The sequence below is a fragment of the Brevundimonas sp. genome (assembly GCF_035626975.1).
Taxonomy (GTDB): Bacteria; Pseudomonadota; Alphaproteobacteria; order Caulobacterales; family Caulobacteraceae; genus Brevundimonas.
In genome coordinates this window covers 34,676-60,832 of the sequence record NZ_DASPMQ010000008.1, presented here as the reverse complement: position 1 = coordinate 60,832, position 26,157 = coordinate 34,676, and the positions used below count along the sequence as shown (strand labels likewise).

28 protein-coding genes and 1 pseudogene are annotated in these 26,157 nt (G+C 66.6%); 16 read left to right on the top strand and 13 right to left on the bottom strand.

Features of this window, described 5'->3' with window-relative positions; genetic code table 11:
- The first annotated feature begins 857 nt into the window (after positions 1-857).
- The 3 genes from VEB62_RS02820 to VEB62_RS02810 all read left to right on the top strand — a co-directional run bounded on the left by VEB62_RS02820 (position 858) and on the right by VEB62_RS02810 (position 3,895).
- Positions 858-1,583, top strand: coding sequence for a Crp/Fnr family transcriptional regulator (locus VEB62_RS02820; protein ID WP_324795170.1), 726 nt, complete (start codon positions 858-860; stop codon positions 1,581-1,583).
- A gap of 80 nt (positions 1,584-1,663) precedes the next feature.
- A complete protein-coding gene (locus VEB62_RS02815; protein WP_324795169.1) occupies positions 1,664-1,867 on the top strand; it encodes a hypothetical protein in 204 nt (67 codons plus the stop codon).
- A gap of 822 nt (positions 1,868-2,689) precedes the next feature.
- On the top strand, positions 2,690-3,895 hold the full coding sequence (locus VEB62_RS02810) for a serine hydrolase domain-containing protein (RefSeq protein ID WP_324795168.1): 1,206 nt from the start codon (positions 2,690-2,692) through the stop codon (positions 3,893-3,895).
- Between the two features lie 176 nt (positions 3,896-4,071).
- Here the strand turns inward: VEB62_RS02810 and VEB62_RS02805 are convergent, their stop codons facing one another.
- The 3 genes from VEB62_RS02805 to VEB62_RS02795 form a co-directional block, all read right to left on the bottom strand.
- Positions 4,072-4,422 (bottom strand): VOC family protein, encoded by a 351-nt coding sequence (locus tag VEB62_RS02805; protein WP_324795167.1) that lies wholly within the window; start codon positions 4,420-4,422, stop codon positions 4,072-4,074.
- On the bottom strand, positions 4,422-4,898 hold the full coding sequence (locus VEB62_RS02800) for a GNAT family N-acetyltransferase (protein WP_324795166.1): 477 nt from the start codon (positions 4,896-4,898) through the stop codon (positions 4,422-4,424). Before VEB62_RS02800 ends, VEB62_RS02805 begins: the two co-directional genes overlap by 1 nt.
- Before the next feature lie 295 nt (positions 4,899-5,193).
- Entirely contained in the window at positions 5,194-6,120 is a 927-nt protein-coding gene (locus VEB62_RS02795) for a winged helix-turn-helix domain-containing protein (protein ID WP_324795171.1), read from the bottom strand.
- A gap of 188 nt (positions 6,121-6,308) precedes the next feature.
- Here VEB62_RS02795 and VEB62_RS02790 point away from each other — a divergent pair, with 188 nt between their 5' ends.
- A complete protein-coding gene (locus VEB62_RS02790; RefSeq protein ID WP_324795165.1) occupies positions 6,309-7,511 on the top strand; it encodes an SGNH/GDSL hydrolase family protein in 1,203 nt (400 codons plus the stop codon).
- A gap of 294 nt (positions 7,512-7,805) precedes the next feature.
- Here VEB62_RS02790 and VEB62_RS02785 read toward each other — a convergent pair whose 3' ends face one another.
- From VEB62_RS02785 to VEB62_RS16690, 5 genes and pseudogenes are all read right to left on the bottom strand, one after another.
- Entirely contained in the window at positions 7,806-8,312 is a 507-nt protein-coding gene (locus VEB62_RS02785) for a hypothetical protein (RefSeq protein ID WP_324795163.1), read from the bottom strand.
- A gap of 150 nt (positions 8,313-8,462) precedes the next feature.
- Complete coding sequence (locus tag VEB62_RS02780) at positions 8,463-8,915, bottom strand: hypothetical protein (protein WP_324795162.1); 453 nt, start codon at positions 8,913-8,915, stop codon at positions 8,463-8,465.
- 163 nt (positions 8,916-9,078) lie between these two features.
- On the bottom strand, positions 9,079-9,501 hold the full coding sequence (locus VEB62_RS02775) for a DoxX family protein (RefSeq protein WP_324795161.1): 423 nt from the start codon (positions 9,499-9,501) through the stop codon (positions 9,079-9,081).
- A 71-nt stretch (positions 9,502-9,572) separates the two neighbouring features.
- Positions 9,573-9,746, bottom strand: coding sequence for a hypothetical protein (locus tag VEB62_RS02770; RefSeq protein WP_324795160.1), 174 nt, complete (start codon positions 9,744-9,746; stop codon positions 9,573-9,575).
- A gap of 398 nt (positions 9,747-10,144) precedes the next feature.
- Positions 10,145-10,321 (bottom strand): annotated as a pseudogene (locus VEB62_RS16690) (pirin family protein); the annotation flags it as partial.
- On the opposite strand from VEB62_RS16690, the gene VEB62_RS02760 reads away from it, so the two are divergent.
- Entirely contained in the window at positions 10,274-10,435 is a 162-nt protein-coding gene (locus VEB62_RS02760) for a hypothetical protein (protein WP_324795157.1), read from the top strand. The pseudogene VEB62_RS16690 and the gene VEB62_RS02760 overlap by 48 nt on opposite strands.
- 68 nt (positions 10,436-10,503) lie before the next feature.
- Here the strand turns inward: VEB62_RS02760 and VEB62_RS02755 are convergent, their stop codons facing one another.
- Positions 10,504-11,112, bottom strand: a complete 609-nt coding sequence (locus VEB62_RS02755) for an isochorismatase family protein (RefSeq protein WP_324795155.1) — start codon at positions 11,110-11,112, stop codon at positions 10,504-10,506.
- A gap of 121 nt (positions 11,113-11,233) precedes the next feature.
- Here VEB62_RS02755 and VEB62_RS02750 point away from each other — a divergent pair, with 121 nt between their 5' ends.
- Positions 11,234-12,157 (top strand): LysR family transcriptional regulator, encoded by a 924-nt coding sequence (locus tag VEB62_RS02750; protein ID WP_324795153.1) that lies wholly within the window; start codon positions 11,234-11,236, stop codon positions 12,155-12,157.
- Positions 12,158-12,253: 96 nt separating this feature from the next.
- Here VEB62_RS02750 and VEB62_RS02745 read toward each other — a convergent pair whose 3' ends face one another.
- Complete coding sequence (locus VEB62_RS02745; protein WP_324795151.1) at positions 12,254-13,132, bottom strand: SDR family oxidoreductase; 879 nt, start codon at positions 13,130-13,132, stop codon at positions 12,254-12,256.
- 96 nt (positions 13,133-13,228) lie between these two features.
- On the opposite strand from VEB62_RS02745, the gene VEB62_RS02740 reads away from it, so the two are divergent.
- Both VEB62_RS02740 and VEB62_RS02735 read left to right on the top strand, forming a co-directional pair.
- Positions 13,229-14,128 (top strand): LysR family transcriptional regulator, encoded by a 900-nt coding sequence (locus tag VEB62_RS02740; RefSeq protein ID WP_324795149.1) that lies wholly within the window; start codon positions 13,229-13,231, stop codon positions 14,126-14,128.
- A 336-nt stretch (positions 14,129-14,464) separates the two neighbouring features.
- A complete protein-coding gene (locus VEB62_RS02735) occupies positions 14,465-14,761 on the top strand; it encodes a DUF7662 domain-containing protein (RefSeq protein WP_324795147.1) in 297 nt (98 codons plus the stop codon).
- Between the two features lie 38 nt (positions 14,762-14,799).
- On the opposite strand, the gene VEB62_RS02730 is transcribed toward VEB62_RS02735, so the two are convergent.
- Positions 14,800-15,021: an ammonium transporter family protein gene (locus VEB62_RS02730; protein ID WP_324795145.1), complete on the bottom strand. Its 222-nt coding sequence runs from the start codon at positions 15,019-15,021 to the stop codon at positions 14,800-14,802.
- A gap of 134 nt (positions 15,022-15,155) precedes the next feature.
- A complete protein-coding gene (locus VEB62_RS02725) occupies positions 15,156-15,563 on the bottom strand; it encodes a nuclease (RefSeq protein WP_324795144.1) in 408 nt (135 codons plus the stop codon).
- A 98-nt stretch (positions 15,564-15,661) separates the two neighbouring features.
- On the opposite strand from VEB62_RS02725, the gene VEB62_RS02720 reads away from it, so the two are divergent.
- The 4 genes from VEB62_RS02720 to VEB62_RS02705 all read left to right on the top strand — a co-directional run bounded on the left by VEB62_RS02720 (position 15,662) and on the right by VEB62_RS02705 (position 17,246).
- Positions 15,662-15,919, top strand: coding sequence for a hypothetical protein (locus tag VEB62_RS02720; RefSeq protein WP_324795142.1), 258 nt, complete (start codon positions 15,662-15,664; stop codon positions 15,917-15,919).
- 2 nt (positions 15,920-15,921) lie between these two features.
- Entirely contained in the window at positions 15,922-16,455 is a 534-nt protein-coding gene (locus VEB62_RS02715; protein WP_324795141.1) for a transglycosylase SLT domain-containing protein, read from the top strand.
- Positions 16,452-16,733: a hypothetical protein gene (locus tag VEB62_RS02710; protein ID WP_324795139.1), complete on the top strand. Its 282-nt coding sequence runs from the start codon at positions 16,452-16,454 to the stop codon at positions 16,731-16,733. The genes VEB62_RS02715 and VEB62_RS02710 overlap by 4 nt, the downstream gene beginning before the upstream one ends.
- Positions 16,734-16,820: 87 nt before the next feature.
- On the top strand, positions 16,821-17,246 hold the full coding sequence (locus tag VEB62_RS02705; protein ID WP_324795137.1) for a helix-turn-helix transcriptional regulator: 426 nt from the start codon (positions 16,821-16,823) through the stop codon (positions 17,244-17,246).
- Between the two features lie 62 nt (positions 17,247-17,308).
- Here the strand turns inward: VEB62_RS02705 and VEB62_RS02700 are convergent, their stop codons facing one another.
- Positions 17,309-18,802, bottom strand: a complete 1,494-nt coding sequence (locus tag VEB62_RS02700) for a Fic family protein (RefSeq protein ID WP_324795134.1) — start codon at positions 18,800-18,802, stop codon at positions 17,309-17,311.
- A 389-nt stretch (positions 18,803-19,191) separates the two neighbouring features.
- Between VEB62_RS02700 and VEB62_RS02695 the strand changes: the two genes are divergently transcribed.
- From VEB62_RS02695 to VEB62_RS02680, 4 genes are all read left to right on the top strand, one after another.
- On the top strand, positions 19,192-20,586 hold the full coding sequence (locus VEB62_RS02695; protein WP_324795132.1) for a serine hydrolase domain-containing protein: 1,395 nt from the start codon (positions 19,192-19,194) through the stop codon (positions 20,584-20,586).
- Positions 20,587-21,675: 1,089 nt separating this feature from the next.
- Entirely contained in the window at positions 21,676-23,622 is a 1,947-nt protein-coding gene (locus tag VEB62_RS02690) for a TonB-dependent receptor plug domain-containing protein (RefSeq protein ID WP_324795130.1), read from the top strand.
- Position 23,623: 1 nt separating this feature from the next.
- Positions 23,624-24,145: a YfiR family protein gene (locus VEB62_RS02685; protein WP_324795128.1), complete on the top strand. Its 522-nt coding sequence runs from the start codon at positions 23,624-23,626 to the stop codon at positions 24,143-24,145.
- A complete protein-coding gene (locus VEB62_RS02680) occupies positions 24,142-26,112 on the top strand; it encodes an ATP-binding protein (RefSeq protein ID WP_324795127.1) in 1,971 nt (656 codons plus the stop codon). Before VEB62_RS02685 ends, VEB62_RS02680 begins: the two co-directional genes overlap by 4 nt.
- The last annotated feature ends 45 nt before the right edge of the window (positions 26,113-26,157 follow it).

The following is a 26,157-nucleotide window of genomic DNA, read 5'->3' as shown; positions in this document are numbered from 1 at the left end:
CTCTGACCTCGTAGTCGATGGCGAGGCGATCCTCCCTGGTCAGGAAGTCGTGAGTGGCGTCGACGGCGTTGCGCCATATGTCGACGACGCGGGGCCCGTCATAAGGCCTGGACTGGCGGAGTTTGACCATGGCGCACGAATATCGGCCGGCGCTCGGGCGATCAATGTCCGGCCCGCCAGATGTCCGCAACGGGTCAGAAACGGTCAACGGCTTCGGGCCGGATAGCTGATCTAATCGGGTTCAAAGGCACGGGCGTCAAAGGCCGTCTCAGTCGCGAGGATCGGCGCAAAGCGGGTCTCTAGGCAGCGAGCGTGGGCGAAGAGAGCTTGGGCCGCCCCGTCGCCCATCGACTCAAGCGTTAGTCTGACTCCCTCCCGACCCCGGGTGATCGATGGCTGCTGCGCAGAAGCAACATTGGACGTTCATGATTTGGCGCCTTCCGGTGGCCGCCAGTCTCTGTTGCCGCACCAATGTCCGCAATGGGTCGGAAGCGGACCTTCGGCCGGACGGGGCGGGAAGTTCCGTTTCTGGGCGACCAGTAAATGTCCGCTCCTGGCGCTACTCGGATGCTCGACCCGCTCGCGGTCCCTTCATCGCATCGCTGAAAGCAGCCGCCAGAACGCCGGCCGGCAGGCAATCCGACCCAGCAGGTAGTGGCGATCATCTACTAGCCAGCCCGCTACCCGACTGTCTTCGGGCTCCTATGCTCGGGTCGCCGGCGGCGGCATACAGCCCGGCCCGGCGTGACGCGCAGGAACTGCTGTCATTCGCGCGAATTAGCGCCTATCGCAGCGGCAAGCTTGGGCTAAGTCAGATTCTGACTGACGCCATGTACAGCGACCCGTTAGGAGCCCTTATGGCTCTGCTACCTGAACGTAATCTCCTCCTCGAAAAACTGGAAAAACATGATCGGGAGGCGGTCCTCACTCATATGTCAGATTTTGACTTTGATTTAGGACACGTTTTTGGCGAGCCGGGCGAAGAGGTTCAGCAGATTTATTTTGTAGATCGTGGCGTTATTTCCGCTGTCTCGATGATGACGAATGGCGAAACCGTCGAGGCCTATATGATCGGGCGAGAAGGCTTCACCGGCACCACCGCTTGGCAGGTGCCCTTTCGGACTTCGGTTCGCTACATCGGCCAGATCGCAGGACGCGCCCGACGCATCGAAGCCAGGAAGCTGCGTGAGTTGTCGAGTGAACGACCAAGCTTGAGGCTCCTACTAGCCACCTACGATGCGGCGCTCCAAGTCGAACTTGAGCAGTCCGCGCCGTGCAACGCCGTTCATAGGGCCGAACAACGCTTCGCCAAGTGGCTCTTGCGCGCCCACGACCGAGCCGACAACGACACCCTGTCCATGACCCAGGAATTCCTCGCAAACATGCTGGGCGCCCAGCGAACGACAGTGAACGAAGCCGCTCAATCGCTCGCCGGAGTCGGTGCTATCTCCTATGCGAGGGGCAAGGTTCTGATAAAGAACCGCGCCGCCCTGGAGCGGGCGGCTTGTGAATGCTATGCCGCAGCGAAGGCCGTTGCCGATCGCCGCGAAGCATCGTCGGAGCCCGTTCCGGTAAAATCCTGACCGTCCAGCGCTAAGTCGGGCACCCGATAGAAGGGCTCGTAGGCCAGCGGTATTTTTGGCGGCTTCTACGGAGCCTCGGCGTGCCGCGCTACAAGCTGCATCTTCACGACGGACCAGTCACACCGGTGGTGACCGAGGTCATTGACGTGCAGGATGATGAGGATGCCAAGGATTTGGCTCGGATCACTTTACTGATGACGAAAGCCTATACCCACGCCGAGGTGTATCGCGGTCGCGATCTAGTAGGAACCTGTAAGCGCGATAGCTACGGCGGCGAGACTTGACGTTATGATGACCGCAGCTGAATGCCGAGCCAAAGCGGCAGCCGTGCGCGAGCACGCCCGAGCGATGTCGGACTTCGACGGGAAACGCGAGTATCTATTCCTGGCTGACCAATGGGCGGCTCTCGCCCGAACGGCGGACACACAGGACCAGCTTGAAACTCATGTGAGCCGATCGAGTCTGGCTCGTTAGGCCACCCAGCGAGAAGAAGATGCGTCTCATGCCGCAAGATGTCTTTGCGCCAAACAGCGGGTGAACCCAACTCGACCGACTGGCAGGGTAACCATGATGTTCCAGCCGCCTTATCATAGGTGGAGCAACTGATGCGCACGTCCAAGGAGTGGGCTGCCAAGGCGATGGAGCTGGAAGGCAGAGCCATGGAGACCCCTGAAGGGCTCCTGCGGGATGGTTCAGGGAGATGGCGGCGGTTGGCGGCGGCTGGCCTTGGTGGCTGACATTCAAGAGAAGCTGGAAGCCGCATAGAGGCGCCGCCTCATCCGCGTCACCAATTGCCGGCTCTTCGGCCGAGAAAAACGCCGCGCAGCGATCGACTGCTAACTTCCGCGCTTCTGCTAGGTCACCACCGCGGGCGCGTTCAGCCGGCGGACGTTGGATGTCCGCCTGCCGGCGGGGAGGAAATGTCCGCTTCTGACGCGATGCTGACCTTGGCGCTCTGGAGCGGCTGAACTTTCGCTAAGGGTGGGAAGCGGACTCCAGCGTCACAGTTCGGCCATGCAGACCGATTGATGTCACTCTGGTGGAGGTCGCAGGCCTGCAACTACGAGCTTTGCGGGTTCGCGTCCGGCGATATGAGGTTTCGAGGCATGAAGCGATCTTCCCGAACGGCCGCACAGCGCACAGCAGGTCGATCGCTTGCGATCGCGATATGGGCCCTGGGAGTCGCATTCTTCAGCTTCTCCGCGGATGCCCGGGCGTCTGAACCGCTACCCTGGAAGGCGGCGGTGGATGAGGCTGCGGCGCTATATCTGCGCGACAATCCGGAAGCGGCCGCGATTTCCATCGGCGTGCTCAAGGACGGCGAAACCCACGTTCTCCAGTACGGAACTCTCATCCCCGGGGAAGATCATCCTCCTCGTGAAGACACCCTCTTCGCCATCGCGTCCATCACGAAAACCTTCACCGGCACGCTGCTGGCGCAGGCCGCCGCAGAGGGCCGTGTGTCGCTGTCGGAGGATGTTCGGAACTACCTCGACGGGGACTACCCAAACCTGGAGTTCGACGGGCGGCCGATCCGCCTCATGGACCTGCTGGACCATCGTTCCGGTCTCCCGTTCCTGCTGCCTGATCGGCCCGAACTCGATCCCGGCTTCCAGGGAGATCCCCGCCCCTACGCCACACGTGTCGCCGAGGTGGCCAGCACATACGACCGCACGCAGTTTTTCGACGATCTGGCCAGGGTCGAACTGACGGCCGCCCCTGGCGCGACGTATCAATACTCCAACGCCGCCGCTCAGCTGGCCGGGTATGTGCTTGAGCGCATCTACGGGCAATCCTACGCGGACCTCCTGAGGACTCGTATCCTCGAGCCTCTGTCAATGTATGACACCGCCCTCAGTCTGACGGCTGAGCAGCAGGCGCGGCTCGCCCCGGGCTGGGACGACGCCGGGCGTCAGATGCCGGAGAACCCCGAATGGCTTGCGGCGGCGGGCGCGTTAAAGTCCACCACGCCCGACATGCTGAAATACCTGCGCTGGCATGTCGAAGATGCAGATCCGGCCGTCAGGCTTTCCCACCAACCGGTGTTTACGTCCACGCAACCCGTATTCGGAGACAGGGGCGTGTTCAGCGTTGGCTTGAACTGGCAGATGATCGAGATCGATGGCCGTCGCGTGATCTGGCAGGACGGCATGGTCGAAGGAGCCAGCGCCCTGTGCATCCTCCAGCCTGAGTTGAAGCTGGGCCTCGTCGTGATGACGAACCAGCTTGGACCGAGGACCGCCCAGGCCAACAAGGTTCTGGTCAACACCATTCTCAAGAGCCTGAATGCTTTGGCCGTCCCTCTGCCTTGATCGTTTGCAGTGTGGGCCGTCAGGCTATCCAGGCGCGGCTGGGGGTCATTCCTGCTCCGACAAAGGCGCACGCGCCCCGGTCACCACCGCCATTCCCGCGGCAAACAGGCGCAAGGTCCGCAATGGGTCGTGAGCGGACTGTCGCCTATGGGTGGTTAGCGGACGTTCGGCGGCGGCTAGTCTGCTGAGTTGATCTCTACCAAGTTCCCGGATGGGTCCTGCACGACGAGTTTGCCGCGACGGCCTTCGGAAGGCTCACTACATCGGATCAAGGGAGCGCCAACCTCGACCAGCCGGGTGCGCATGGCCATCCAACTGGCCACCGGAACCACTTCGCCGAAGTGCATCTCGGCCCTCGCGTGACCAGTTAGGGCCGAGTCAGTGCGTTCGTGAAGCGTCAGCTGCGCGCCAAAGACATGAATGTTGGACACGCCGGCGCGCAGCGGCTGCACCGTCGCCGCGAACGCCTCCCGATAAAAATGCTCACATGCTGCTAGGTCAGTTACGGGCAAAGAGAGATGAAACATTACGTGGTTCCGTCGCCTCGAACTGATTTGGAGAAGTGAAAGCCCAGAATCTCGTAGCGTTGTCGAAAATAGAATCGATGGGCGTCCGCCCGATGCGTGGCGGAGTTAAGCGTTACTGTTCGACAGCCGGAACGGAGCGCTTCCGCTTCCAACCAGTCGAGGAGTACGGCACCGTGTCTTCTGGATCGGCAATCGGGGTCGGTGATCAAGTCGTCGATCTCGCATCTCAGGCCGCAATAGGTCGTGTGGAACACACGCCAGACGGCTAGCGACCTTACCGCTTGGCCGTCATGCAGCTGCACCAGTCCGCCGCCCTCGGAAGCAATCACGGCCATCAGCGCTGTGTAATCGGCACCCATGTCCGGGCGAAATAGACGGTGGAGCCTTTCGCCCTCTAGAAGCGCGAGATCTCGGGCGTGCGTATCGACCAGTGGCACCAGCGCTCCACCCGCATCTATCCGGACGATTGGCTTCATCTTCAAAACGCGAGCTCCCTTTGATCGGCCGAAGCTAACGCTCGGTACGCCGCGCCGATAGCTCTGCCGGCCATCTGTATTAAGCGAGGCTGAACGGAGGGCGCTCCGCAACGTCCGCAATGGGTCGGGTTAGGACAGCCGCCTGGGGCGAGAAGCGGACATTCAACAAACACTGTCTCCTTGCCGAGATCAGGCGACGTTGTCGTAGGCGCGGCGGTGATGAGCCGAACGACCCTCTGCATCTTCCGGAGCGCGGCCATCGTTGCCTGGAACGAGGCGACGATGTCCGCCTGAATCAGGCTCGCCGCGATCTGTCTGCGAGCCGCGGAGTTAAGCCGAACGCTCTCGGCCCCATTCTTTCGCGCGAGCCGGACTCCGCCAGTTCGTGACCTTGACCAACCTCCGCGGTCAGTTGGTTTGCCAAGGCGGCAGCAATCTCCGAGTGCAGCCCAGGTGCGTTCCCAAGGGGAGCCTCGAAGACATGCGACCACACCACGAAGCCGTCTTTGCCGCGTACGAGTTGAGTAAAGACGTTCACGCGCGCCCCCTCTTTCCGCAAACGTCCGTCCACGACAAAGTCGACACCCAGCTGGGCAGCCGCCGCCTCAGGCGAAATTCGTTGCCCCTTGAACTGGAAGGTTGATCGTAGACCGGTGGTCTGAATGCCTGGCAGCCCGGCAAGTGCGGCGATCACGCCTTCCGTCGTATCGTCGACAAGCACCTCCTGATCCATGGTGTCCGTCATATCGATGAAGGGCAGAACCGCCACAGAGGGGATCGGCGGGTGCGATCGCGTCCAAGGCAGGCCGCCAGAAACCCAAGCCGTCGCGAGAATAAGAAGGACGGCGAGCGCGACGCTGGCGACGGCGACGCCGCGAGGGCTCGCCTTGCTTCGATCGCTATTCGCAGCGACCGCTGGCGCCCGAGCTACGTGCGCGACCAAGCGATAGCCAAGCCTTGACTCGGTCGCGATGTAGCGGGGTTGCCGGGCGTCATCGCCCAACCGCCTGCGTAAGGACGCGACAGCTTGATAAACGGAATCCGAACCGACGATGACCTCAGGCCAAACGTTCGTGAGCAGGTCATCGATACTGACAAGCTCACCGGGCCGCTCGGCAAGGCAGAGCAGCAGACGCATCGCGCGCGGCTCCAGCTGAACAGCTCGCCCGTTGCCGGTGAGCTGACCCCGCACGGGATCAACGGTCCACTCCCCAACGATCATCAATGAATGTTTCCTGCACCCTTGGCTCGGCAAAGCTTAGCCCGTTTCAGATCGCGTGAAGCGCCTCGAGCATATGGGCCGCGACGATTTCAGAAGTCTTCAGAACTTTTCGGACATCACGTAAGGACAAGCGCCAGGGAGCCGGGCAGTGGGAGCGCCTCTCGCACCTACAAGGCTCAAAAAAAATGATGCCCGCCAACAAGCTCGCCCTCGTCGCAGCTCTATTCGCCCTCGCAACAGCATGGCCAGCAAGTGCTGCCCACAAACAGGAGTGGGTCGCCGCTTGGAGCATGTCACCCGATAGGCCTGGGCCTGCGTTGGAGCCGTCGACGATCCGCCAGGTCGTGAGAACCACGGTAGGCGGTTCGGCAGTCCGCGTCCGCCTGTCCAACCTCCTGGGCGTCGGCGCGCAGCAAATCGGCCCGGTGCGCGTGCAAGTCGGGGAGGGCATGCCTCTGACGGTAGCCTTCGGAGGTCAGCCGATCGTCACCATCCCCCAAGGGGCTGACGTCCTTAGCGACCCTGTTCCTCTGGCCGTTCAGCCTCTTCAGGACATCACTGTGCGGCTTTACCTGCCGACCGGCTCGGCAGCCGCAACGCTCCACGGCGTGGGGCTGCAAACGGCTGTCATAGCTCGCGGCGACATGACCCTCTCAACTGACCCTCTGGCCGGCGAGCAGCGCAGGAGTCGGTTCTTCGTTACCGATATTGAGGTCGCGGCCGACCCCGCGGCGCGCGCGTTGGTGATCGTTGGCGACTCTATTGCTGATGGCGTTGGATCGACACTTGACGCGAATGTCCGGTGGCCCGATGTGCTGGCGGAGCGCTTGCAGCATCACCCGGAGCTAGGCCCGATAGCGGTGATCAACGCAGGGATGGCCGGCAATCGCATCCTGAACGACGGTTCGGCTCCCTACATCGGGCCGAGCGTAATGTCGCGCTTCGAGCGAGACGCGCTTGCCAAGCCTGGCGTCCGCTGGATTCTCCTCGCAGCGGGCATCAATGACATCACTGGTTCGGTGGATCTGACCGACGCGAAGGAGCAGGTCTCGGTTGAGCAGATCATCGAGGGTATGCGTACGTTGGCGGAGCGTGCCCGCGCGCGCGATGTCAAAATCTGGGCAGCGACGCTTCTCCCCAGCAACCATATTGAGGATCCTGCTCAAGCCGCGGTGGTGGAGGCCATGCGCCTACAGGTCAATGTGTGGATACGAACGTCCGGCGCGTTCGATGCTGTCCTCGACTTTGAAGAGGTCTTACGAGCCGGAGATGCCGGTGTCGTTCGGCTCAACTCCGAATACGACAGCGGCGACCATCTGCATCCCAATGACAAGGGCTATCGAGCGCTTGCCGAGTCGATCGATCTCAACCTCTTCCGCGAAGCCCAGTGACCCCGCGATGGGACGCGGTCCTGATCCGAGGGGGCGGCTAGGGAAATGCCTTGTGCTGAAAGGCCAATATTCCGGATTGGCTTCAGATACGGCCGATCGGCCCACCGGCCGTGGCTAGCGGAGAGTCTGCCCGCCGACGGTGAGGGCGTTCCCATCTGCGGGGCCCGAAAGCCGACTCTCTGAATGTCCCCTAAGGGTCGAGAGCGGACCTTGCGAGTGTGCCCTTGGATACCGCCCTAGCGTCCATTCGGTTCACAAGCGGAGCCGGGCAGCTGACGACGACAGCTTGGTATCTCAGTCCCACCAGAGTGCTAGTCCGAGGCCTCGATCCGCCGCCCGTTCGGCAAAGTGGAGGAGGGCCGTGAAATGGGCTGCGTAGTACTCGACTGGATCGTCCGGCAGCATCGCCCCGCGCAGTTCCATCTGAGCTTCTCGCGTTGGCGGGAATGACCGAAGGATGTCGCTAGAGGTGAGGCCCGCGAGGATGCTCGACGCATGCTGAACCTCGGAAGGGTAAAGGCAGGTGACATCCGACCAGACTAGGTCGTCCTGCAGACCCGTCGCACATTCCTTGTTGAGACGCTTCGACCCTTCCAAGAGATCACGCAACGCTCTGACCTGCGCTTCCGACAAAGAGTCTTGCGCAAGCGCGAGCAGCGCTTTGGGAGCCCAATCGAGGTCCAGAATGTCTTCTGGGCCGGTCAGTTTGAATCGCAGGAGCCGATCCAATACCTCGGGATTGGCGGACATCTCTTCCAAGATGCCCTGAGCGACTCGGGCGATTTGCTGAGTGACAGCCACCGGGTCAGCGTCCTTTTGTCTTGGATTGCAGGCAGGGAGTGATCATCGCCCGAGCGTAGTGGCCCCAGTGCAGTCTGCAATCGTCTTGGAAGACACCTACTGTCCGCAAGGGTCGCAAACGGAACGTCGCCTGAGGGTGGGAAGCGGTCGTTACTTCTTCGGTGGAAGCCGTCTCTTGGCCTCGCCTATCATCCATTCCACCGCATCGAGCGGAAGGCTATTTCCGAAGGTGGATGCCGTCATGGAGCCGTCGAGGTCAGAGTAAAAGACTTCGCCGAGCGGCATCGTCTCCATCGAGCCGTCATTCAGTTCGAGATACATTCCGTCTCGGTCAGCCACGTCGCTTCCCATTACTAACTCATAGCCGCCAAGCGCCGGTGAAACCGGTTCGATCTCTGTCAGCGATGTCGAGGCGAAGCGCAGGACATATGGTTTTTCGGTAGGTTTGCCCTCCGGCATCGCGCTTCCGAAGAAGGCCACGTAGCAGTCGAAAACGCCAAGCTGATCGTCCAGCCAGCAATGGACGACAACACCATCCTCCCAACTGTCGCCGGGATGGTTGATGCGCCGAACGACCGTGCCGGGTTTCAAATAGTGAGACATGGCATCTTGTCGCTGATGGCTCGAAGGCCCGCAATGGGTCGGAAGCTGACCTTCTGCCTAGCTCCACTCGAACGTCCGCTTCTCCGGCCGCGGGCCAATGTCCGCTCCTGGCGCGGAGCGGCGGAAGCGAAGGCTGTGGCTCACCCCGCCCCCATGTCGGGTTTCAGGTCAAGGCGGATTGCGCCAGCCGGGATCGTCCGCGCTTGATCACCGCATCGAGGGAAAACGCCGTCGCTCCTAATACCGCCACCTGAAGCAGGCCGCCGGTGATCGCGACGTTTTTCATGAAGTGGATCATCTGGTTCTGATCCGCGAACCGGGCGTGGAACAGGATCGCAGTCAGGATCGAAAAGCCGGCGAGCAGCACGGCCGCCGGGCGTGTCTGAAAGCCGACGGCCAGAGCGAGGCCGCCGAGCAGTTCCATCGCGATCGCGCCCCACAGCGCGACGTCGGCCGCTGGAAGGCCCACGGACTGGATGTAGCCCCTGGTCGCCTCGAGGGCGGCCAGTTTGCCGGCTCCGCTGAGGATGAAGATCAGGGCAAGGGCGAGGCGACCGCCGGTGGCGGCCGCGTTGGAGATGTTCATGGTCGTGTTCCGGAATCTGGAGGAAATGGAAAGGCCGCGGACGGCCGTCGGCGGCCGTCGGCGTGCCTGGTTCAGCGGAAGACCGGGGTAGAGCCGGAAGCGGTGCGGCGGTCGCCCGCCTCGGCCAGGGCCCGGCCAAGCTCGGCGATCCGGCTCTCTCCACGCGCCAAGGCCTCAGCCGAGGTGTGGACGGAGTAGTAGCCGGTGTGCAGGTCGTGCGGATGCGGAACGGCCGACCCCAGCACGAAGACGGCATCGTCGTTTCCGGACGCGGAGAGGGTGATCGTCTCCTCCGACGGGGCGAAGGCGGCGAGCTCCCCGCCGAAATCGGCTTCGAGGCCGCAAGCCTGCCCTGGGCGACGCCGACCCAGGCCGCGGTGTGGCCGGCGGGTGGCGTGTAGGACCAGGTCTCGCCCGGCCGCAGCGTGACCGGCAGGTAGTTGACGCCATCGGGTGCGCGAACCGGACTGCGAACGCCCTCATGATGGCCCAGGATGACATGGGCAGGACCGGCGGCGGCCATGCCCTCGGCAGCGATGTACTGGCTTTCGGACGGCCCGTTCTCCGTCTCGGGCGGAAGCGTGATCCAGAGCTGGAAGCCCTGGACCCGGTCCGAAGATCCGGCCGACAACTCCTTGCCGTGCCATACCCCGCCTCCCGCCCGCATCCATTCGACGCCGCCGTATCCGATCGTCCCCTGGCCGGCGTCCGGATCGTCAAAGCGCAGATCGCCTCGGATCAGGACGGTGATGGTGGCTATGCCTGAGTGAGGATGAATGCCCATGCCTTCGGCCATCGCCTTCGGATCGGCTTCGAACAGGTCGAGGAAGACGAAAGGCTTCAGCGCCTGACCGAGGTCGCCGGGGCTCATCAGCCGGGTGATCGGTCCGTGGCGGCGCCCTCGCGTCAGATGCACGATCTGACGGGGGAGTGATGTTTCGGCGCGGGCGGTCGAGAGGACGGCCAAAGACATGGGAGTTTTCCTTGAGGGTTCGCGCCGGATCAGCGCGCCGCGAGGGCGCCGAGGTCCGTCAGGTAGGTTTTCAGGATGGTGCGGGCGTCGTTCGCCACCGGAGAGGCCCAGTCCCGGAACAACTCCGTGACCATGGCCAAGGCGGTGTTCGGGGCGGCGCCGGCCTGGGTCAGGCGTTCGACGGCGGTGCGGTGGGCCAGCTGCGACATGCCGCCGACGGCGTCGACCACGAAGGTCACGTCGTAGCCGTCGGCCATGGCCTCGAGCACCGGGAAGGCCAGGCAGATTTCGGTGTAGAGAGCGCCGAAGATCAGCTTCTTGCGGCCCGTCTTCTCCACCGCCTTGCGGAAGGCCTTGTCTTCCCAGGCGTTCATCGACGAGCGGTCGATGACCTCGATCCCGGGCAATTCGTCGACGATCGACTGACGCGTCGGGTGGTTCACGCCCATCTTCACGCCGACCGTCGACAGGACGACGGGGATGCCGAACGCCCTGGCCGCCTTGATCAGCAGCCGCACGTTCAGATCGATCAGGTCCGCCGGCGTTTCCGAACGGACGTTGTCGAACATCTCGGTCTGGTAATCGATCAGCACGAGGGCTGATTCCTCATGCTTGAAGAGGCGCTGGGGCGTGGTCATCTGATTCATCCTCTTGGGGGGAGCCTGATCGCCCCGCCGTCTGTGGTTGAGATTGGCGTTCCGGACTTCGGCAGGGTAGACCCGCAAATCCGACCTCTGTGTCGCGGAAAGTGGAACACTCATGTTCGATCTGGAGGATCTCGCCACCTTCGTGGAGGTCGCCGATGCGGGGGGCGTGACCGCGGGTGCGCGACGCTTGGGGCTGCCGAAATCCATCGTGAGCCGTCGCCTGAAGCGACTTGAAGCCGCCCTCGACACGGAGCTTCTCACCCGTACGACCCGGGGCGCGGCGCTGACGGAGGCGGGCGTGACCTTTCGCCAGCACGCCGCCCGTGTTGTCGCCGAGCTTGAAGCCGCCAGAGAGGCTGTTTCACCGGAAGGCGAGTTGACCGGCCGGCTGCGGATCGCGGCGCCCCTGACCCTTGGGCCCACTCACTTCGCGCCGGTGCTCGCCCGGCTGGCCAGCCGCCATCCGCAGCTCCAGGTGCATACGGCCTACAGCGACCGGTTCGTGGATCTCGTCGGCGAGGGGTTCGATGCGGGGATTCGCGTGGGTTATCTGACCGACTCCAATCTGCTGGCGCGCCGGATCGGCCCATTGCGGGGCCGGTGTGTCGCCAGTCCGGACTACCTCGCCTCGCACGGCGAACCGGAAACGCCGGAAGCCCTGGTCGAGCACCAGTGCCTTATGCAGGGGACCGAGACCTGGCGTTTCCTGAAGGACGGGCAGATCATTTCCGTTCGGCCTCAGGGGCGGTTCAAGGCCGACAACGGCGTCGCCCTGGCCGCCGCCGCGATTCAGGGGCTGGGGATCGCGGCGCTTCCGGACCTTCTGATCCAGGACGCGATCGCCTCCGGCGCGCTCGTCACGGTGCTGGCAGCCTGGCCCCCGCCGCCGGCCGGCATCTATCTCGTTCGACCCCCCAGCGATTTCCAGACGCGTAAGGTCCGCGTGCTCGGCGACGCCCTGAGCGAGTGTTTCGAGAGCGGCGCCTTGGTGTGGGAGGCGGACATCCCCTCCGGTGCGCACCATGGAAGCGGATAGTTGTCGACGGACGACTGGCGGTGGTTGAGCTGTCGTCCCAGGCGTCACCGGGGCGGGCGGGGACCGCCTCCAGGAGACGGCCCCGGGCCTCATTTGTCAGGCTTGATCCGCGGCGGTGGCGATTCCGGCCGCGAAGCCGCGATAGGTGTGCAGCGGGCGGCCGAGGATGCCGGTCAGACGCGCGACATCGCCGGCCTCCGGGATCATGCCGTCGCTGACGAAGCGCTCGGCCATCAGCCGCATTTCATAGGCCATCCATTTGGGCATGAAGTTCGCCAGGTTCTGCTCGAACCCGGCGGGATCATCGCCGCCATAAACGATCGGGCGGCCCAGGACGTCCGACCAGATCGCCGCCACGTCCGATCCCGTCAGCGTGTCGGGGCCGACCAGATTGATGGTCTCGACCGGCAGCTTGCCGGGCGCCTGATCACGGCGGATCAGCTCGATCGCCGCGACCTCGGCGATGTCGCGGGAGTCGACCATGGCCAGGCCCTTGCCGCCGATCGGCATCGGATAGACGCCGTGGTCCAGGACGACGTCCTTGATCGTCAGCTCGTTGTCGATGAAGTAGGCGGGACGCAGGATCGTGGCGCTGAAGCCCATCTGTTCGATCATCCGTTCGGCGCCGGACTTCACCGCGAAGTGCGGCACGTTCACGAAACGGTCGGCGTGGATTACCGACAGATAGACGACCCGCTCGACGCCAGACTGGCGGGCGACGTTCAGAGTGATGAGCGCCTGGGTGAATTCGTCCGCCGCCACCGCATTGAGCAGGAACAGCGTGCGAACGCCGGCGAAAGCGGTTCGCAGCGCGTCGACGTCCAGCAGGTCGCCCTGCACCACGTCCACGCCGGCGGGGAAGTCGGCTTTCGCAGGATCGCGGACCAGGACGCGCACGTGGGCGCCGCGATGGATGAGTTGCTGGACGACCTGGCGGCCGATGCGGCCGGTGGCGCCGGTGACAAGGATGGTCATTGGAAATCTCCGGGTTGAGTAGGCCCGGGAGATTGGTGATCCACATGTTGTCCGACAGCCGCTAGATTGGGACACTGCGTCTCATTGGTGGAACACATGGACCTGCTTGCGCTTGCGGACTTCAACCTTGTCGCCCGGCATGGAGGGGTCGGCCGGGCCGCCCGCGCCGCCGGTCGCCCCAAGGCGACCTTGTCCCGCAGGGTCGCGGAACTGGAGGCCAGCCTCGGCCTGCGCCTGTTCGAGCGGGGCGGGCGGACGCTGAAGCTCACCCAGGAGGGACGGGCGCTGCACGAGCGGACGGCCGCACTGCTCACCGAGCTGGACGAGACGGCGGTAGAGATCGCTTCCGGCGGAAGCACCCCTCGCGGGCTACTGCGGATCAGCGCGCCGTTGCTGTTCTCGCAGATGGCGATGGGAAGGCTGGCCGCCGGGTTCGCCATGAAGTTCCCGGATGTGCGGCTGGAGGCGACGACGGAGGATCGGGCCGTCGACATGGTCGAGGAGGGCTACGATCTGGTGATCCGCGTGAACCCGGATCCGGACGAGACCCTCGTCGGGCGGGCCTTTCTGCGCGACCGTCTGGTGGTGGTGGCCAGCGCCGATCTCGCCCGGCCCGGCGACGGATCCGCCGTCCCCGCCATCGCACGGGGGACGGCGTCCGGAAGGCAGGTCTGGAAGGTGGCGAATGCGGGCGAAACGTCGGACATCCTCATCGACCCGGTTCTCGGCCTGTCATCGATGATCATGGTCCGCGACGCGGTTCGGGCGGGAGTCGGCGCTGCGCGACTTCCGGTGTCGCTCATCAGTCACGACGTAGCGGCTGGCAGCCTGGTGCATTGGGGCGACGTCGACGGGCCCGAGATCGCCCTGTGGGCGCTATACCCGTCGCGTCGCCTGCTCAGCGCGCGGGTTTCGGCGTTTCTTGATCACCTCAAGACCGCATTTCCCACCGGCGAGCCGCACGAACTGGCCGCCTTTGTGAGGGCTCAAGGTTAGCTGAGGCCCCACGGTCGTCAGCCCTGACCGGCGTCGGCGATGGAACGGTTCGGCCGAAAAAGGACCGCCGCTGATAGCAATGTCAGGCCGGCAACCCGTTCTGCTTTCGCAGGCGTTTGCCAAACGCGGACTCGGGGACGAAACGACGCAGGAAGCTGATATGGCGGGTCATTTTTCCGGCCGCATAGCGCCCCTCGGCGCGGAAGCGTCGTCATCCGAGCCTTCCAGTTAGCCTGGCCGACCCGGCAACGATCAGCGTCAGCAGAGTTGCTGACCGGCGGGACCCAGGCTCTGCATTGGGCTTGACGTTGGACCACGCAGGCGGAAAACACGCTGATGGCCAAATACGCCCCCCTCGCATCCTTCCTCCAGCGCCAACGGCGGCCCGAGGTGATACTGACCTTCCGCGATATCGAACGCATCGTCTGCGACCTTCTCCCGAAGGCTGCGACGACCGAAACCTGGTGGAGGCCGGATCCCGGCGCAACGGTGATGCCGCAGCACCTCGCCTTTGCGGAGGCCGGATTCGTCGCCGAGCCTCACCTGCGGACCGAAACCGTGCGGTTCGTGCGTTCGGACCCGCCCCGGGGCGACGGCATCGTCGTCCCCAACAGCGATCCTCTGACTTTGTGACGCCGTGCCCCGCGGTTGAGCCGCTCAGGTGAAGCGGGTCAGCGGTGGGCCTGCCCTTGCGGCGCCGGCGTATCCGACGGAGCCGGTGCGGGCGGCGCGGGTTCGGCCGGGGCCGGCTCGGCCTTCATCTCGTCGCAGCAACTCACGGCGGCGCCTGCGGCCATGTCCTTGCAGCAGTCGCAGCCCTCGGCGGCCAGGGCCGCGCCGGCGCTCAGCGTCAGGATCGCTCCCGCGGCGGCCAGCAGATTGGAAACTTTCATCATTGTTCTCCCGGTGACCCATCGAGCTGACGGAGCCGGACGTCTTGTGACCGTCCGGACCTTCAGCGGCCCGGGCGGCACTGTAGGGGCCCGGCGCCGGGCGCGGCAAGGCGCCTGACCGACGAAGCCGCCGTCTAGTTCCCGCCTTCGCGACCGCCGGCCGCGCGGAGGAGGTCGCCCACCCGGCGTCCATTCAGGTGACAAGAAGCGATGACCCGGTCGTGGACGACGACTCGGCCGGTCCGGCCGCGAACCGCTACGCAGTCGAGGCGGCGGCCGCGGACGACGCGGACCAGCCGGTCGCGGTCGGTGGAGCCGGTCGGGCTGTGCAGTTCAGCGGCGTCGAAGTCCGAAAGCCGCACCTCGATCCAGTCGTCAGGGTCGGTGGCGTTTCCCAGGCAGAGGCTGTCGCCGTCGCCGACATAGCGCACGATTCCAGAGAAGGCTTCCCCGGCGCGGCCGGGCAGCCGGCCCTCGCAGGGGTCGGCCCGGGCGACGGCCGGAACCAGCAGGACGGCGGCGCAGATCAGAAGGCCTTTCATGGTCGCAGGGTGGCGCGGCGCCGACGAGGGGACAAGCCCGCGCCGGGAGAAAGGAAGGCCGACGGCGGGCGCTCCGTGGTGGAGCGAAGGAGACCGCCATGACACCGACCCCGAACCGGGCGCCGACCCCCGAACCGCACCGGCGCGCGCGCCCGTCGCCGACCCTTGTCCCTGCGGCGCTGGACGATCTGACCCTGCTCGCCCTGTTGCTGGGGCGGACGGGCCCGGACGCGGATCCGCAGCGGCTCGCTGCGGCCCTGCTCGACCGGTTCGGAAGCCTTGGCGCCCTGGCCGGAGCGACATCCGGCGAACTGGCGCGCGCGGCCGGCGCGGGCCCGGCGTCCCGGCCGAGCTGAAGTTGCTGCGCGAGTTCGCGATCCGCCTGGCGCGAGAGGACGCCGGCCGCCGCCCGGTGATCACGTCCTGGACGGCGCTTCTGGCCTATGTCCGGACGGCGCTCGCCCACCAGCCGCGCGAACAGTTCCGCGCCCTCTATCTCGACCGCCGCAACTGTCTGCTCCGCGACGAACTGGTCGCGGACGAGAGCGCCTACCGGCCCGATGCCCGGTCGCCGGTCGGCGCGGGCGGACTGACCCAGTTGATGCCGGGCACCGCCGTGGAGCTGGGCGTCCGCGACCGCTTCGATCCCGTCGAGAACCTGCGCGGCGGCGCGGACTATCTGGCGCGTCAGATCCGGCGCTTCGGCGACCTTCGGCTGGCGCTGGCGGCCTACAATGCGGGTCCGGCCCGCGTCGCGCGGCTGGGGCGGGTGCCGGACATAGCCGAGACCCAGGCCTATGTGGCGACGGTTGTGGACTGCTACCTGGCGCTGACCGCGGGACGGGGGATCACCAGTTCGGCCCAGTGTCGCCCGCGCGGAGCGGGGCGATGATCGGGGAGACGTCCGCCGAACCCGGGGCCGCCTCCGGCGGGGATGAGGATCTGCTGACGCGGGCGGAGGCGTCGGCCTTCCTGGCCCAGTTCGGCATCCGGTTGAAGCCGTCCAGCCTGGCGCGACTGTGGTCGACCGGCGGCGGCGGTCCGCCCTGCCGTCACATCCGGTCCAGGCCCCACTATCCGCGCGGCCTGCTGCGGGAATGGGCGCGGTCGCAGATTACCGACATCCGCACCGCCGCGCCGCCGGCGGCGAGGGGACGGCGCCATGGTTGAGCGCTCGATCAGACACGCCGCGATCGGCGCCCGGACGGTTTGCACGATGTTCGGGACGGCGGCCGGGCGGATGTTCGGAGGCCCGTCATGACGTTCGAGCCCGAAGGCGGGCCGGTCGAGACGGGCGGCCCGGAAGACCGGCTGCTGCCCTGGGATCGGGTCCGGGACGTCACGGGCCTCAGCCGGTCCACGGCGTGGCGCCTGCAGCAGGTCGGGGATTTTCCCGAGCCGGTGCGCATCTCGTCCAACCGGGTCGGCTGGTGGGAAAGCGAACTGACCGCCTGGAAGGCGACACGCAAGACCCGGGGCCTCCCATGTCCCAGGCCGCTGGCCCGGCCCCGGGAGCCGAAGCTGATTCAGAGCGCGCGGTCGCTCCGTCGGCAGAAGGATGAGGAAAAGCCGATCGCGGCGGCGACGGCCGCGCCGGAGCCCTCGGTCCCTGTTGCGCCGGCCGCTGCGCCCCGGCGGCGGAAGGGGCAGGCGTCCGCGGATCAGATCGATTTCGGGTTCTAGCGCCGGACGTCGAGACGCCGTGGTCGTGGGCTGACCCGCGCCGACCGACGGCGGCTCCCTGGCTAGAAGGTCTGGGGCAGGCGCAGCCTTATGCCGCGCTCGTCGGCCTCGGCCGGGTCCATGAACGCGTTGCAGCCCTCCAGCACCGCTTGCGTCGCGCCGAGATCGGCCCAGGGGACCGCCGCCACCCATTTCTGCGCGAAATCCAGGCTGCGGATCAGGGTGTTCGGATTGTCGCTGTTCGAGAGCACCTTCAGTCCCGTCAGGTAGTTGCTGCGGAAGATCGTCGGGATGATGATGCGCTCCTCGTCGGCGGCGACGAGTTCGGCGTTCATCATGATCCGTCCGATCCGGCCGTTGCCGTCGGCGAAGGGGTGAACCTCCGACACCAGGAACATCATGTAGACGGCGCGGGCGAAGGGCGTCTCCAGGCTGTGGTAGAGCTCAAGCCCGCGCGCCAGCGTGCCTTCGACGTGGGCCGGGTCCACGAAGGTCGTCTGGCCGGCCCGATTGGCCTCCTGCTTGAACGCTCCCGGGTTCTTGTCCGGCCGTGCGGCCATGAGAGCGGCATGCCGGCCCTTCAGGAGATCGAAGAACTCCGGGGCGTCCCGGGGCGTCCTGGCCATTTCGACGGGATCCGAAACCAGCCTCCAGGTGCCGAGGACGTCATGGGCGTCCGAAGGACGATCCCGGGGGATGACGTTCCGGAACACGATGTCGGCGGCCTCGCTGACCTCGAACTCCGTGCCTTCGATGAAGTTGGAGAAATAGGCCTCGAAGAAGGCCAGGCTTGATCGGCCGTCAGGGGTTCGTCCGGCGGCGGGGCGGATGACCGGCGCTGTCGCTCGCAGTTCCCGATGCAGCAGCTCAAAGCGGGCGAGCCGTTCGGGATCGAACGGGACGCCGGCGCGTCGCGCCTGGGCCCGGTCCGTGATCAGCGGCTCGTCGCGCGTCCCGAGGAGGGCTCCGATCAATCTCTCCAGGGTTTCGCATTCTGCTTCCCGCCCGATCATGGGCGCGATCCGGCGCGCCTCGTCTCTGAGCCTGTTGGCCGCCGCCTCGCCGCCGCGGCGAACAAGGGTGTCGAGATGGGCCTCGATCTCGCCCCGCGTCAGGGTGCGGGTCACATCGCCTCCGCGTCGGCGCGACGGGGCCATGTTGTCGAGGTAGGCTCGCGCGGTCGATGAGAGGAAGAGATTGCCGACGAACGGCAGGTCGGTGGGCTGGGGCGGCGCCCCTCGGCGGGTCCGGATCGTCACGCCCGGCAGCTCGATGTCGCGCTTGCGATCGGAGACCACGAAGACCGAGCCGTCGGCCGCCGGCTTGTTCTCGATCGCGGTTCGGTCGGCGATCAGCGCGCCCGGGATATAGGCTCCGACGAGCGTCCAGAGATGGCGGCCCACGATTTGCTCAGGCGGATCGACAAGATTGCGGGTATACAGTTTGGACCCGATCTGCCGGAGCTCGCCCTGGCGGACCGCGCGCGACACCGCGGTCGCCGTCTCGCTGGTGGAGACAAAGACCTCCGGGAAGGTTTGCATCGGGGACCTGGGCATTAAGCGGCTCCTTCGGCCCTGTTTAGCAAGAAAACGGGACTTAGGCGCGCAGTTTTGAAAGTTTTTGGGGTTTAAGAGTCTCTCTGGCTCAAGAGGCTCTCTCGGCGGCCTGACGCCCCGGAGGCCGCCCAATGCCCAATCGTGACTCATCCGAGACCTTGAAATGGTCCGGTTCCCGGCCTCTACACCAGAACGCACCATGACCATGGAGGGGCCGGGTTTCGATCGGGAAGCCATCTTCCAGACGCGCAGCGGACGGTTCGCGGTTTCGGGCTTACGATAGCAACGGGAAAGGCATTGGGTGGTCAGCATGGTCGAGGCGCGAAACTTCGACAAGGCTTGATCCGGCAGGGCTTCTCTTCCAGGCTGGGCGATGAGGGGGCGACGGCATGATTTCCAGGCGTGGCGTTCTGGCGGCGAGCGCCTCCCTGCTCGGCGGGACGCCTGCGCTGGGATCGCCGCCGACCGGCTGGCGCGATCGGGTGTCCGGCATCCTGAGCGCCCGAGGCGTCCCGGGGGCCGCCGTTGTTCTGGTGAAGGACGGCCAGACGGTGATCGCCGAGGCGTTCGGCCTGGCCTCTGTACCCTTCGCCGCCCCGGCCACGCCGCGCTCGTTGTTTCACCTGGGCTCCGTCTCGAAGCAGTTCACCTCGGCGGTCGTCGTCCAGTTGGCCGAAGAGGGCCGTCTCGCCCTGGACGCGCCGATCGGCCGATACGTGCGAGACCTCCCTGACGGCCTCGGCAGCCGGCCGGTGGAGGCGCTGCTCAGCCACACCGCGGGCGTGCCTGACTACTACGGCCAGCCGGGCTTTGCGTCGGACCGGTACATCGACCGGCCTGCGTTCATAGCAGGCGTGGCGGCCCTGCCGGGGTCGTTCGCCCCCGGAGAGGCCTGGGCCTACTCCAACACGGGCTACGTGCTGCTGGGTTACCTGATCGCCGACGTGACCGGTCTCAGTTACCATGAGGCTGTTCGCACCCGCCTGCTGGCGCCGGCGGGCCTCACGCGAGCCCGGTTCGACGCGGCGAGGTCCATCATCCCGGGCCGCGCCGAGCCCTATGTGCTGGGCGCAGATCAGCTTCTTCACGCGGTCCAGATGGATTCCGACTACTCCGGATGGCCGGACGGCGGCCTCCTGATGTCGGGGGAGGACGGCGCCCGGTGGGAACGGGCCCTGCAGGCCGGAACGGCGATCCGGCCCGCCACCCTCGCCCGAATGACCACGCCGGTCCGCCTGTCCAACGGCCGTAGCACCGCCTACGGCTACGGCTGGTTCACGGACCAGGTCGCCGGTCAGAAGCACGACTACCACTCGGGAAGCGTGGACGGGTTCCTCGCCTATTACGTCCGCAACCCCGGACGCCGGGCGGGCGCGCTTGTCATGGTCAATATGGAGAGCTCGCTTGCCGGGCGCGCCATGCGCGATGTCGCCCACGACCTTCTTGAGATGGCCGCCCCCGGCTCCACCGTGGCTTCGCTCGTCGTTCAGCGTGATGACGCCCCGGCTCTGACCCGTCAGGCGCGGGACATGGTGTTCCGCAACGGGACGCCCCTGGACCACTCCCTGTTCACGCCCGAGATGGCGCCCCGCCTGGGCCTGGACACAGTGGGTCCGCCGGACCGCGGCGCGATCGGCGCTCCGGCGGCTTTCAGCCTGGTGGAATCCTTCGATGAACCGGGCGGTCTCGTACGCCGCTACCGCGCGTCGTACGCCGACCGGATCGAGCACTTCGCCTTCGCCTACGCGCCTGACGACCGAATCTATCGGGTGAGAGCGGTCTGAAGCCTCTACTGTTCCCCTCCGCCGCCTGCCGCCAGGCCCGAGACGAAGACCCTCGCGTGAACCGAGGGATGTCGGCTTCACGGCTCCCTGCGGAGGTCCATAGCTGGCCCACGGGCCAATGACCGCCAAGGCGCATACCAGCCTGGCCAGCCGTTGAACCGCCGGGACTCCGGCCAGGGAAGCGTGATCGGGAGTCATCGCAGGACGACCTCAAGCCGGCGGCCGCCGCCAAAGTCGACCTGCAGGGCGTCGTCGGGTCCCCGCCGAACCTCATGGCCCCGATCGGCGACACCAGGGTGGCGCGGGCGAGGCGTCCGTCGGCCTGCAGGGCGATGACCTCGAGCGCGTTGGCGTCCTTCTGCGGGACGGCGTTCAGCCAGGCCCCGAGGGCGTTGTCGGTCGAGAGCGAACCCCGGCACAGGCCGCCCTCCAGTCGGAACCGGGCTGTCCCGGCGACGATCTCGTCGACGAAGGTCCCCCGGAACGCGCTGGCGCCGACCGGGCAGGGGGCGCCGTCGCCTCCGGGCGGCTCGCGGAACGGCGCGGCGATCATTTCGGCGGTGCGTTCGATCGAGGAGGTCCAGGACGCGTTGGACAGCAGACTTACCGAGACGCGCCGCTCCGGATAGACGAGCAGTGCGCTCCGGGCCCCGATCGCCGCGCCGGCGTGGTGGGCCACGCGTTCGCCGTCGATCGAGTCGCCGATCCGCCAGCCGAACCCGACCCGGCTGCCCCCGTTCGGTGACGACCTCGCCGTCAGTCGTCGTCGCCGGGGCCCACATCGCCTCCCGCGCCTCGACCGACAGGAACCCTGGCGTCATGACGCGGTCCCCGAACAGCGCGATGGCCGATGCCGACGCCCGAAAGCCCGCGCCCCCCCACGAATAGCTGTAGTCGCGCGCGCCGCGACCATCCTCCGTCAACAACGGGGCGCCGGGCGCCCACGATCTGCAATCCCTGAGAGACGCCATCCGCCCCAAACGCGGCCGCGATATCTGGATGCCGCCCGGCCGGTTTGCGCGCCAGCCGCCAGCGGCCCTTCACGCTTCCTTTAGCGAAAAGAAGGACTTTCATTCCTGAAGGGGAGCCATGTCCACCAGACGCATCATCCTTGCGGCTATCGCTGTTGTCCTGTCGGCTGCGTCCGGCGGCGGCGCGCTCGCGCAGTCCGAAGCAGCGAGCCTGGAGGACCTGAGCCTTGAGGAAATCCTGCAGGCGAACGTCACCTCGGTCGCCAAGCGGCCGCAGCGGGTGGAGGAAACCGCCGCCGCCGTGTTCGTGATCAGCCGTGAGGACATCCGGCGGTCGGGCGTCACGACCTTGCCGGAGCTCTTCCGGATGGTTCCGGGCATGGAAGTCGCCAGCCTCGCGTCAGGCAATGCGGCCGTAAGCGCGCGCGGGTTCAACGGGCGATTTTCCAACAAGCTGCTGGTGCTGGTCGACGGCCGGGCGATCTATCTGTCGACGCTCTCGGGGGTGCTGTGGGATCAGCAGCTTCCGCCCGTCGAGGATATCGAACGGATCGAGGTGGTTCGGGGACCGGGCGCGACGCTCTGGGGCGCCAACGCCGTAAACGGGGTGATCAATGTGGTCACCAAACACGCCGCCGATACGCTCGGGACCCTTGCGGGCGCCCGGTACAGCACCGACCAGGGCGGGCGGGTCGTGTTTCGGCACGGAGGAAGGGTTGGCGAGAACGGCGCCGTGCGGGCCTACGTGGTCGGCCATCGGGCCGAAGGCGCCGCCTTCGCGGCCCCGGACCGGCGCCATGACGTCTCCTCCGCCATGCAGGCGGGCTTCCGGTACGACTTCGAGCCGACCGAGAGGGATTCCTTCACGCTCCAGGGCGATGTGCATGCCGGCGAGGCCGACCTTTCGCAGCTCGCGCCCTCGGCGGTCGTTCCGCCGGTCGGCGTGCGCTTCAGCGGGCAGAATCTGCTGGGCCGCTGGACCCGGACCGGGGAGGGCGCGGTCACCTCGGTCCAGGCCTACTGGGATCGCGTGGAGCGCAGGGAAGCCGGGCTCGACGGCGTCCGCGACCAGGCCGACATCGACGTCTCGCAGCATTTCAGCCTCGGCGAGCGCCATCAGGTCGTCTGGGGCGCAGGCTATCGCTGGAGCAGCGACCGGGTCGAGATGATGACGCCAGCCATGGGGCTCGCGCCAGCCTCGCGCAGCGACCAGTGGTACGGGGCCTACGCCGCGGACGAGATCTCCCTGATGTCTGACCGCCTGCGCCTCACGCTGGGCGCCAAGGTGGAGCACAACGACTATACCGGCTTCGAGGTCCAGCCGAGTCTGCGCCTCGCCTGGACCGACGCCGCCGGCTGGACCGCCTGGGGCGCAGTGTCGCGGGCGGTGCGCACGCCCTCGCGGCTCGAGACCGCGCTGGAGGTCGATGATCCGGTCATCGCCATATCCGCCGCGGGCGGTCTGGGCGCCGAGGATCTGGTCGCCTGGGAGGCCGGCTGGCGCGGAAAGCTGGCGCCGGCGGTGTCGCTGGACCTCACCGCCTATGTCCATCAGTACGAGAACCTGGTGATCTGGGGCGCTACCCCCGCGACGGCGCCCGGGCAACCGTTCATCACCCTGGAGTTCGCGAACGGGGGCCGGGTCGAGACGCGCGGCGTTGAGGTGGCCCTCGACGCGAAGCTCTCGGACCGGTGGACGGTCAAGGCCGCGGCCTCCGCCATGGACATGGACGTCCTCGAGAACGGCTTCACCGTGGCCGGGCTCGACACCTTCAATCCCGACCGGTCCCCCAGACGCCAGCTTTCGGTGCGGTCCTGGTTCGACGTCACCGAGACGATCGACCTGGACGTATGGGCCCGCCGGGTCGCCAGCGCCGGTCTGGTCGAGGCGTACACCGATCTGGACATCCGCGCCGCATGGCGTCCCACGCCGTCCCTGGAACTCTATGTCCTGGCGGAGAACCTCATCGACCGCGAACGGCTGGAGATGATCGAGACGGGCCTGGGCAGTCCGTCCGCGTTCAGCGAAAGACGCGTCTGGTTCGGCGCGGCGGCCCGTTACTGAGATGCGCCGTCGTTCGCTCCTGCTGCTTTCCATGGCGGTGTTGTCGATCGCCGGAGGGCCCGTGCAGGCCCGCCAGGCCGCGCCCGCGGACGCCGCCGCGCGCGCGGCGATCATTTACAACTTCACCCGGTTCAGCAGTTGGGGCGCCGATCGCTTCGCCGCGCCCTCCAGTCCGGTGGTGCTCTGTGTCCACCCCCAGCACGTCCTTGCGACCCATCTGGCCGGTTTCGACGGCCGGCCGGTCGGCGACCGGACCTTGCGGGTGAGGAGGACGGCCGACTTCGACCGCGGCTGTCACGCCGCCGTCGTCGGCGCCGCGGATGCGAACCCGCAGACCCTGGCCTCGCTCGCCCGTAACGGCGTGCTCACCATCGGGGATGCGCGCGGGTTCATTACGCACGGCGCGATCGGACTGATCACCGTGGGGCGGCAGATCCGCTTCGAGATCAACAATCGCGTCGCTCGCGACGCGGGCGTCGCCCTGAGCTCCCGTCTGCTACGGCTGGCCGTGGTCGTCCGATGATCCGCCGCGTCCGCCGCATGATCGCTTCCTCGATCCAGGCGAAGGTCGCCGCGGTCGCGATCGCGACCGCTTTGGCCGCGCTTCTGGTCGCCTACCCCACCTTCATCGTCCACGAATGGAACAGCGACCGGACCCGGATGCTGGAACAGCGCGAGGTGCTGGCGGACGTCCTCGCCGCCAACGTCGCCGCCACCCTCGTGTTTCAGGACCGCGAGGCGGCGCGGGAAACCCTGGGGTCCGCGGCGCAGATCCCCGGCGTCAGCGCGGTCTGGCTGTTCGACGCCAGGGGCGCCCCGTTTTCCGCCTATTCGGCAGATTCCGGGGTGAGCCAACCGGCCGCGGCGCCCTTGCTGGAAGGGTCCCGGTTTGAGCGCGACCGGTTGATCGTCAGCACGCCTGTCCTGCTCGACAGCGACACGGTGGGCGTCCTCGTCCTGGTCTCCAGTCTCGATGAACTGGAGCAGATGGTGCTCGGGTACACCCTGGTTTCGCTTCTCGGCCTCTGCGGCGCCGTGGGTCTCGCCTTGCTCACCTCGACCTGGCTCGCGCGCGGCGTCATCCGTCCGGTGCGGGTGCTTTCCGATGCGATGGTGACGATCAGGGAGAGCGGGGACCTCGATCTGCGGGTCGCGCCTGAGGGCGACGACGAACTGGCGGCGCTCACGACGGACTTCAACGCCCTGCTGCAGCGGCTGCGCGACCACGACGACGCCCTGCGGACGGCGATGAGCGACCTGGTCGATGCGCGGGACCAGGCCGAAAGCGCCAACCTGGCCAAGTCCCAGTTCCTCGCCAACATGAGCCACGAGATCCGCACCCCTCTCAATGGGGTGCTCGGCATGGCCCAGGCGCTCGAGAACGCGGACCTGCCCGCGGACCAGCAGGAAAAGGTGGCCGTCATCCGCCGATCCGGCGAGCTGCTCCTGGCGGTCCTGAACGACATCCTCGATCTCTCGAAGATCGAAGCCGGGAAGCTGGAGGTCGTGGCGGAGGACTTCGAACTCGCCGACGCGGTGCGGTCGGCGTTCGACGCCTTCGTCGGCCTGGCGCAGGAGAAGGGGCTGGATTGCCGGCTCGACCTCGAGCCCTCGTGCGAAGGCGTCTGGCGCGGGGACGCGATGCGCACCCGGCAGATCGTGTCGAACCTGCTCGCCAACGCCGTCAAATTCACCCAGGCCGGTTCCGTGCGCGTCGAGGTCCGCGCCGATGACGCCTCGATCCAGATCGTCGTGACGGACACCGGCATAGGCATGCCGCCCGACGTCCTATCGCGGCTCTTCTCCAAGTTTTCCCAGGCCGACAGCTCCACCACCCGTCGCTTTGGCGGAACCGGGCTGGGTCTCGCGATCAGCCGGGAGCTCGCGCACCTCATGGACGGCGACATCGCAGTGGAAAGCGAGCCGGGCGCGGGTTCGCGGTTCACCGTGCGGCTGCCGATGCAGCGCGTGGCTTGCAGCGGGGGCGCGGCGGGTGCGCCCGGCGGAAGCCATGCGCCCTCGGCCGGGCCTCGACAGCTCCGGTTCCTCCTGGCCGAGGACAATCCCACCAACCAGATGGTCGCGCGCGCCTTGCTGGAACCGCTTGGGGCGGACCTTCGCGTGACGGCGGACGGCCTCGAAGCGCTCGAGTGCTGGCGCGCCGAGACGTTCGACCTGGTTCTCCTCGACATCCAGATGCCCCGGCTGGACGGCACCGACGTCGCCCGGGCCATTCGATCCGAAGAGATTCAGACGGGAAGGGCCCGGATTCCCATCCTCGCCCTGTCCGCCAACGCCATGGCGCATCAGATCGCCTCCTACCTCGACGCGGGCATGGACGGGCATGTCGCCAAGCCGATCGAGGTGGGCAAGCTTTACGGCGCCATCGAGGAGGCGCTTCGGCGACAGGCCGGTTTCGCCGCGCGGGACACGGGCGAGGTCGCTGACCATCCCGGGTTGGCGGTCGCGGAAGCGGCGTGGGGAACATGAGCCGCCTGCCGCGCACCTGCCGAGGGGTGACCGGAAAGGCCGAGC

What these genes read in the sequence shown, in the direction of transcription:
- VEB62_RS02820 (WP_324795170.1), top strand. Translation starts at nt 858, where the DNA reads ATGGCTCTGCTACCTGAACGTAATCTCCTCCTCGAAAAACTGGAAAAA.
- VEB62_RS02810 (WP_324795168.1), top strand. Translation starts at nt 2,690, where the DNA reads ATGAAGCGATCTTCCCGAACGGCCGCACAGCGCACAGCAGGTCGATCG.
- VEB62_RS02805 (WP_324795167.1), bottom strand. Translation starts at nt 4,422, where the DNA reads ATGTTTCATCTCTCTTTGCCCGTAACTGACCTAGCAGCATGTGAGCAT.
- VEB62_RS02800 (WP_324795166.1), bottom strand. Translation starts at nt 4,898, where the DNA reads ATGAAGCCAATCGTCCGGATAGATGCGGGTGGAGCGCTGGTGCCACTG.
- VEB62_RS02795 (WP_324795171.1), bottom strand. Translation starts at nt 6,120, where the DNA reads ATGATCGTTGGGGAGTGGACCGTTGATCCCGTGCGGGGTCAGCTCACC.
- VEB62_RS02790 (WP_324795165.1), top strand. Translation starts at nt 6,309, where the DNA reads ATGCCCGCCAACAAGCTCGCCCTCGTCGCAGCTCTATTCGCCCTCGCA.
- VEB62_RS02780 (WP_324795162.1), bottom strand. Translation starts at nt 8,915, where the DNA reads ATGTCTCACTATTTGAAACCCGGCACGGTCGTTCGGCGCATCAACCAT.
- VEB62_RS02775 (WP_324795161.1), bottom strand. Translation starts at nt 9,501, where the DNA reads ATGAACATCTCCAACGCGGCCGCCACCGGCGGTCGCCTCGCCCTTGCC.
- VEB62_RS02760 (WP_324795157.1), top strand. Translation starts at nt 10,274, where the DNA reads ATGAATGCCCATGCCTTCGGCCATCGCCTTCGGATCGGCTTCGAACAG.
- VEB62_RS02755 (WP_324795155.1), bottom strand. Translation starts at nt 11,112, where the DNA reads ATGACCACGCCCCAGCGCCTCTTCAAGCATGAGGAATCAGCCCTCGTG.
- VEB62_RS02750 (WP_324795153.1), top strand. Translation starts at nt 11,234, where the DNA reads ATGTTCGATCTGGAGGATCTCGCCACCTTCGTGGAGGTCGCCGATGCG.
- VEB62_RS02745 (WP_324795151.1), bottom strand. Translation starts at nt 13,132, where the DNA reads ATGACCATCCTTGTCACCGGCGCCACCGGCCGCATCGGCCGCCAGGTC.
- VEB62_RS02740 (WP_324795149.1), top strand. Translation starts at nt 13,229, where the DNA reads ATGGACCTGCTTGCGCTTGCGGACTTCAACCTTGTCGCCCGGCATGGA.
- VEB62_RS02735 (WP_324795147.1), top strand. Translation starts at nt 14,465, where the DNA reads ATGGCCAAATACGCCCCCCTCGCATCCTTCCTCCAGCGCCAACGGCGG.
- VEB62_RS02730 (WP_324795145.1), bottom strand. Translation starts at nt 15,021, where the DNA reads ATGAAAGTTTCCAATCTGCTGGCCGCCGCGGGAGCGATCCTGACGCTG.
- VEB62_RS02725 (WP_324795144.1), bottom strand. Translation starts at nt 15,563, where the DNA reads ATGAAAGGCCTTCTGATCTGCGCCGCCGTCCTGCTGGTTCCGGCCGTC.
- VEB62_RS02720 (WP_324795142.1), top strand. Translation starts at nt 15,662, where the DNA reads ATGACACCGACCCCGAACCGGGCGCCGACCCCCGAACCGCACCGGCGC.
- VEB62_RS02710 (WP_324795139.1), top strand. Translation starts at nt 16,452, where the DNA reads ATGATCGGGGAGACGTCCGCCGAACCCGGGGCCGCCTCCGGCGGGGAT.
- VEB62_RS02705 (WP_324795137.1), top strand. Translation starts at nt 16,821, where the DNA reads ATGACGTTCGAGCCCGAAGGCGGGCCGGTCGAGACGGGCGGCCCGGAA.
- VEB62_RS02700 (WP_324795134.1), bottom strand. Translation starts at nt 18,802, where the DNA reads ATGCCCAGGTCCCCGATGCAAACCTTCCCGGAGGTCTTTGTCTCCACC.
- VEB62_RS02695 (WP_324795132.1), top strand. Translation starts at nt 19,192, where the DNA reads ATGATTTCCAGGCGTGGCGTTCTGGCGGCGAGCGCCTCCCTGCTCGGC.
- VEB62_RS02690 (WP_324795130.1), top strand. Translation starts at nt 21,676, where the DNA reads ATGTCCACCAGACGCATCATCCTTGCGGCTATCGCTGTTGTCCTGTCG.
- VEB62_RS02685 (WP_324795128.1), top strand. Translation starts at nt 23,624, where the DNA reads ATGCGCCGTCGTTCGCTCCTGCTGCTTTCCATGGCGGTGTTGTCGATC.
- VEB62_RS02680 (WP_324795127.1), top strand. Translation starts at nt 24,142, where the DNA reads ATGATCCGCCGCGTCCGCCGCATGATCGCTTCCTCGATCCAGGCGAAG.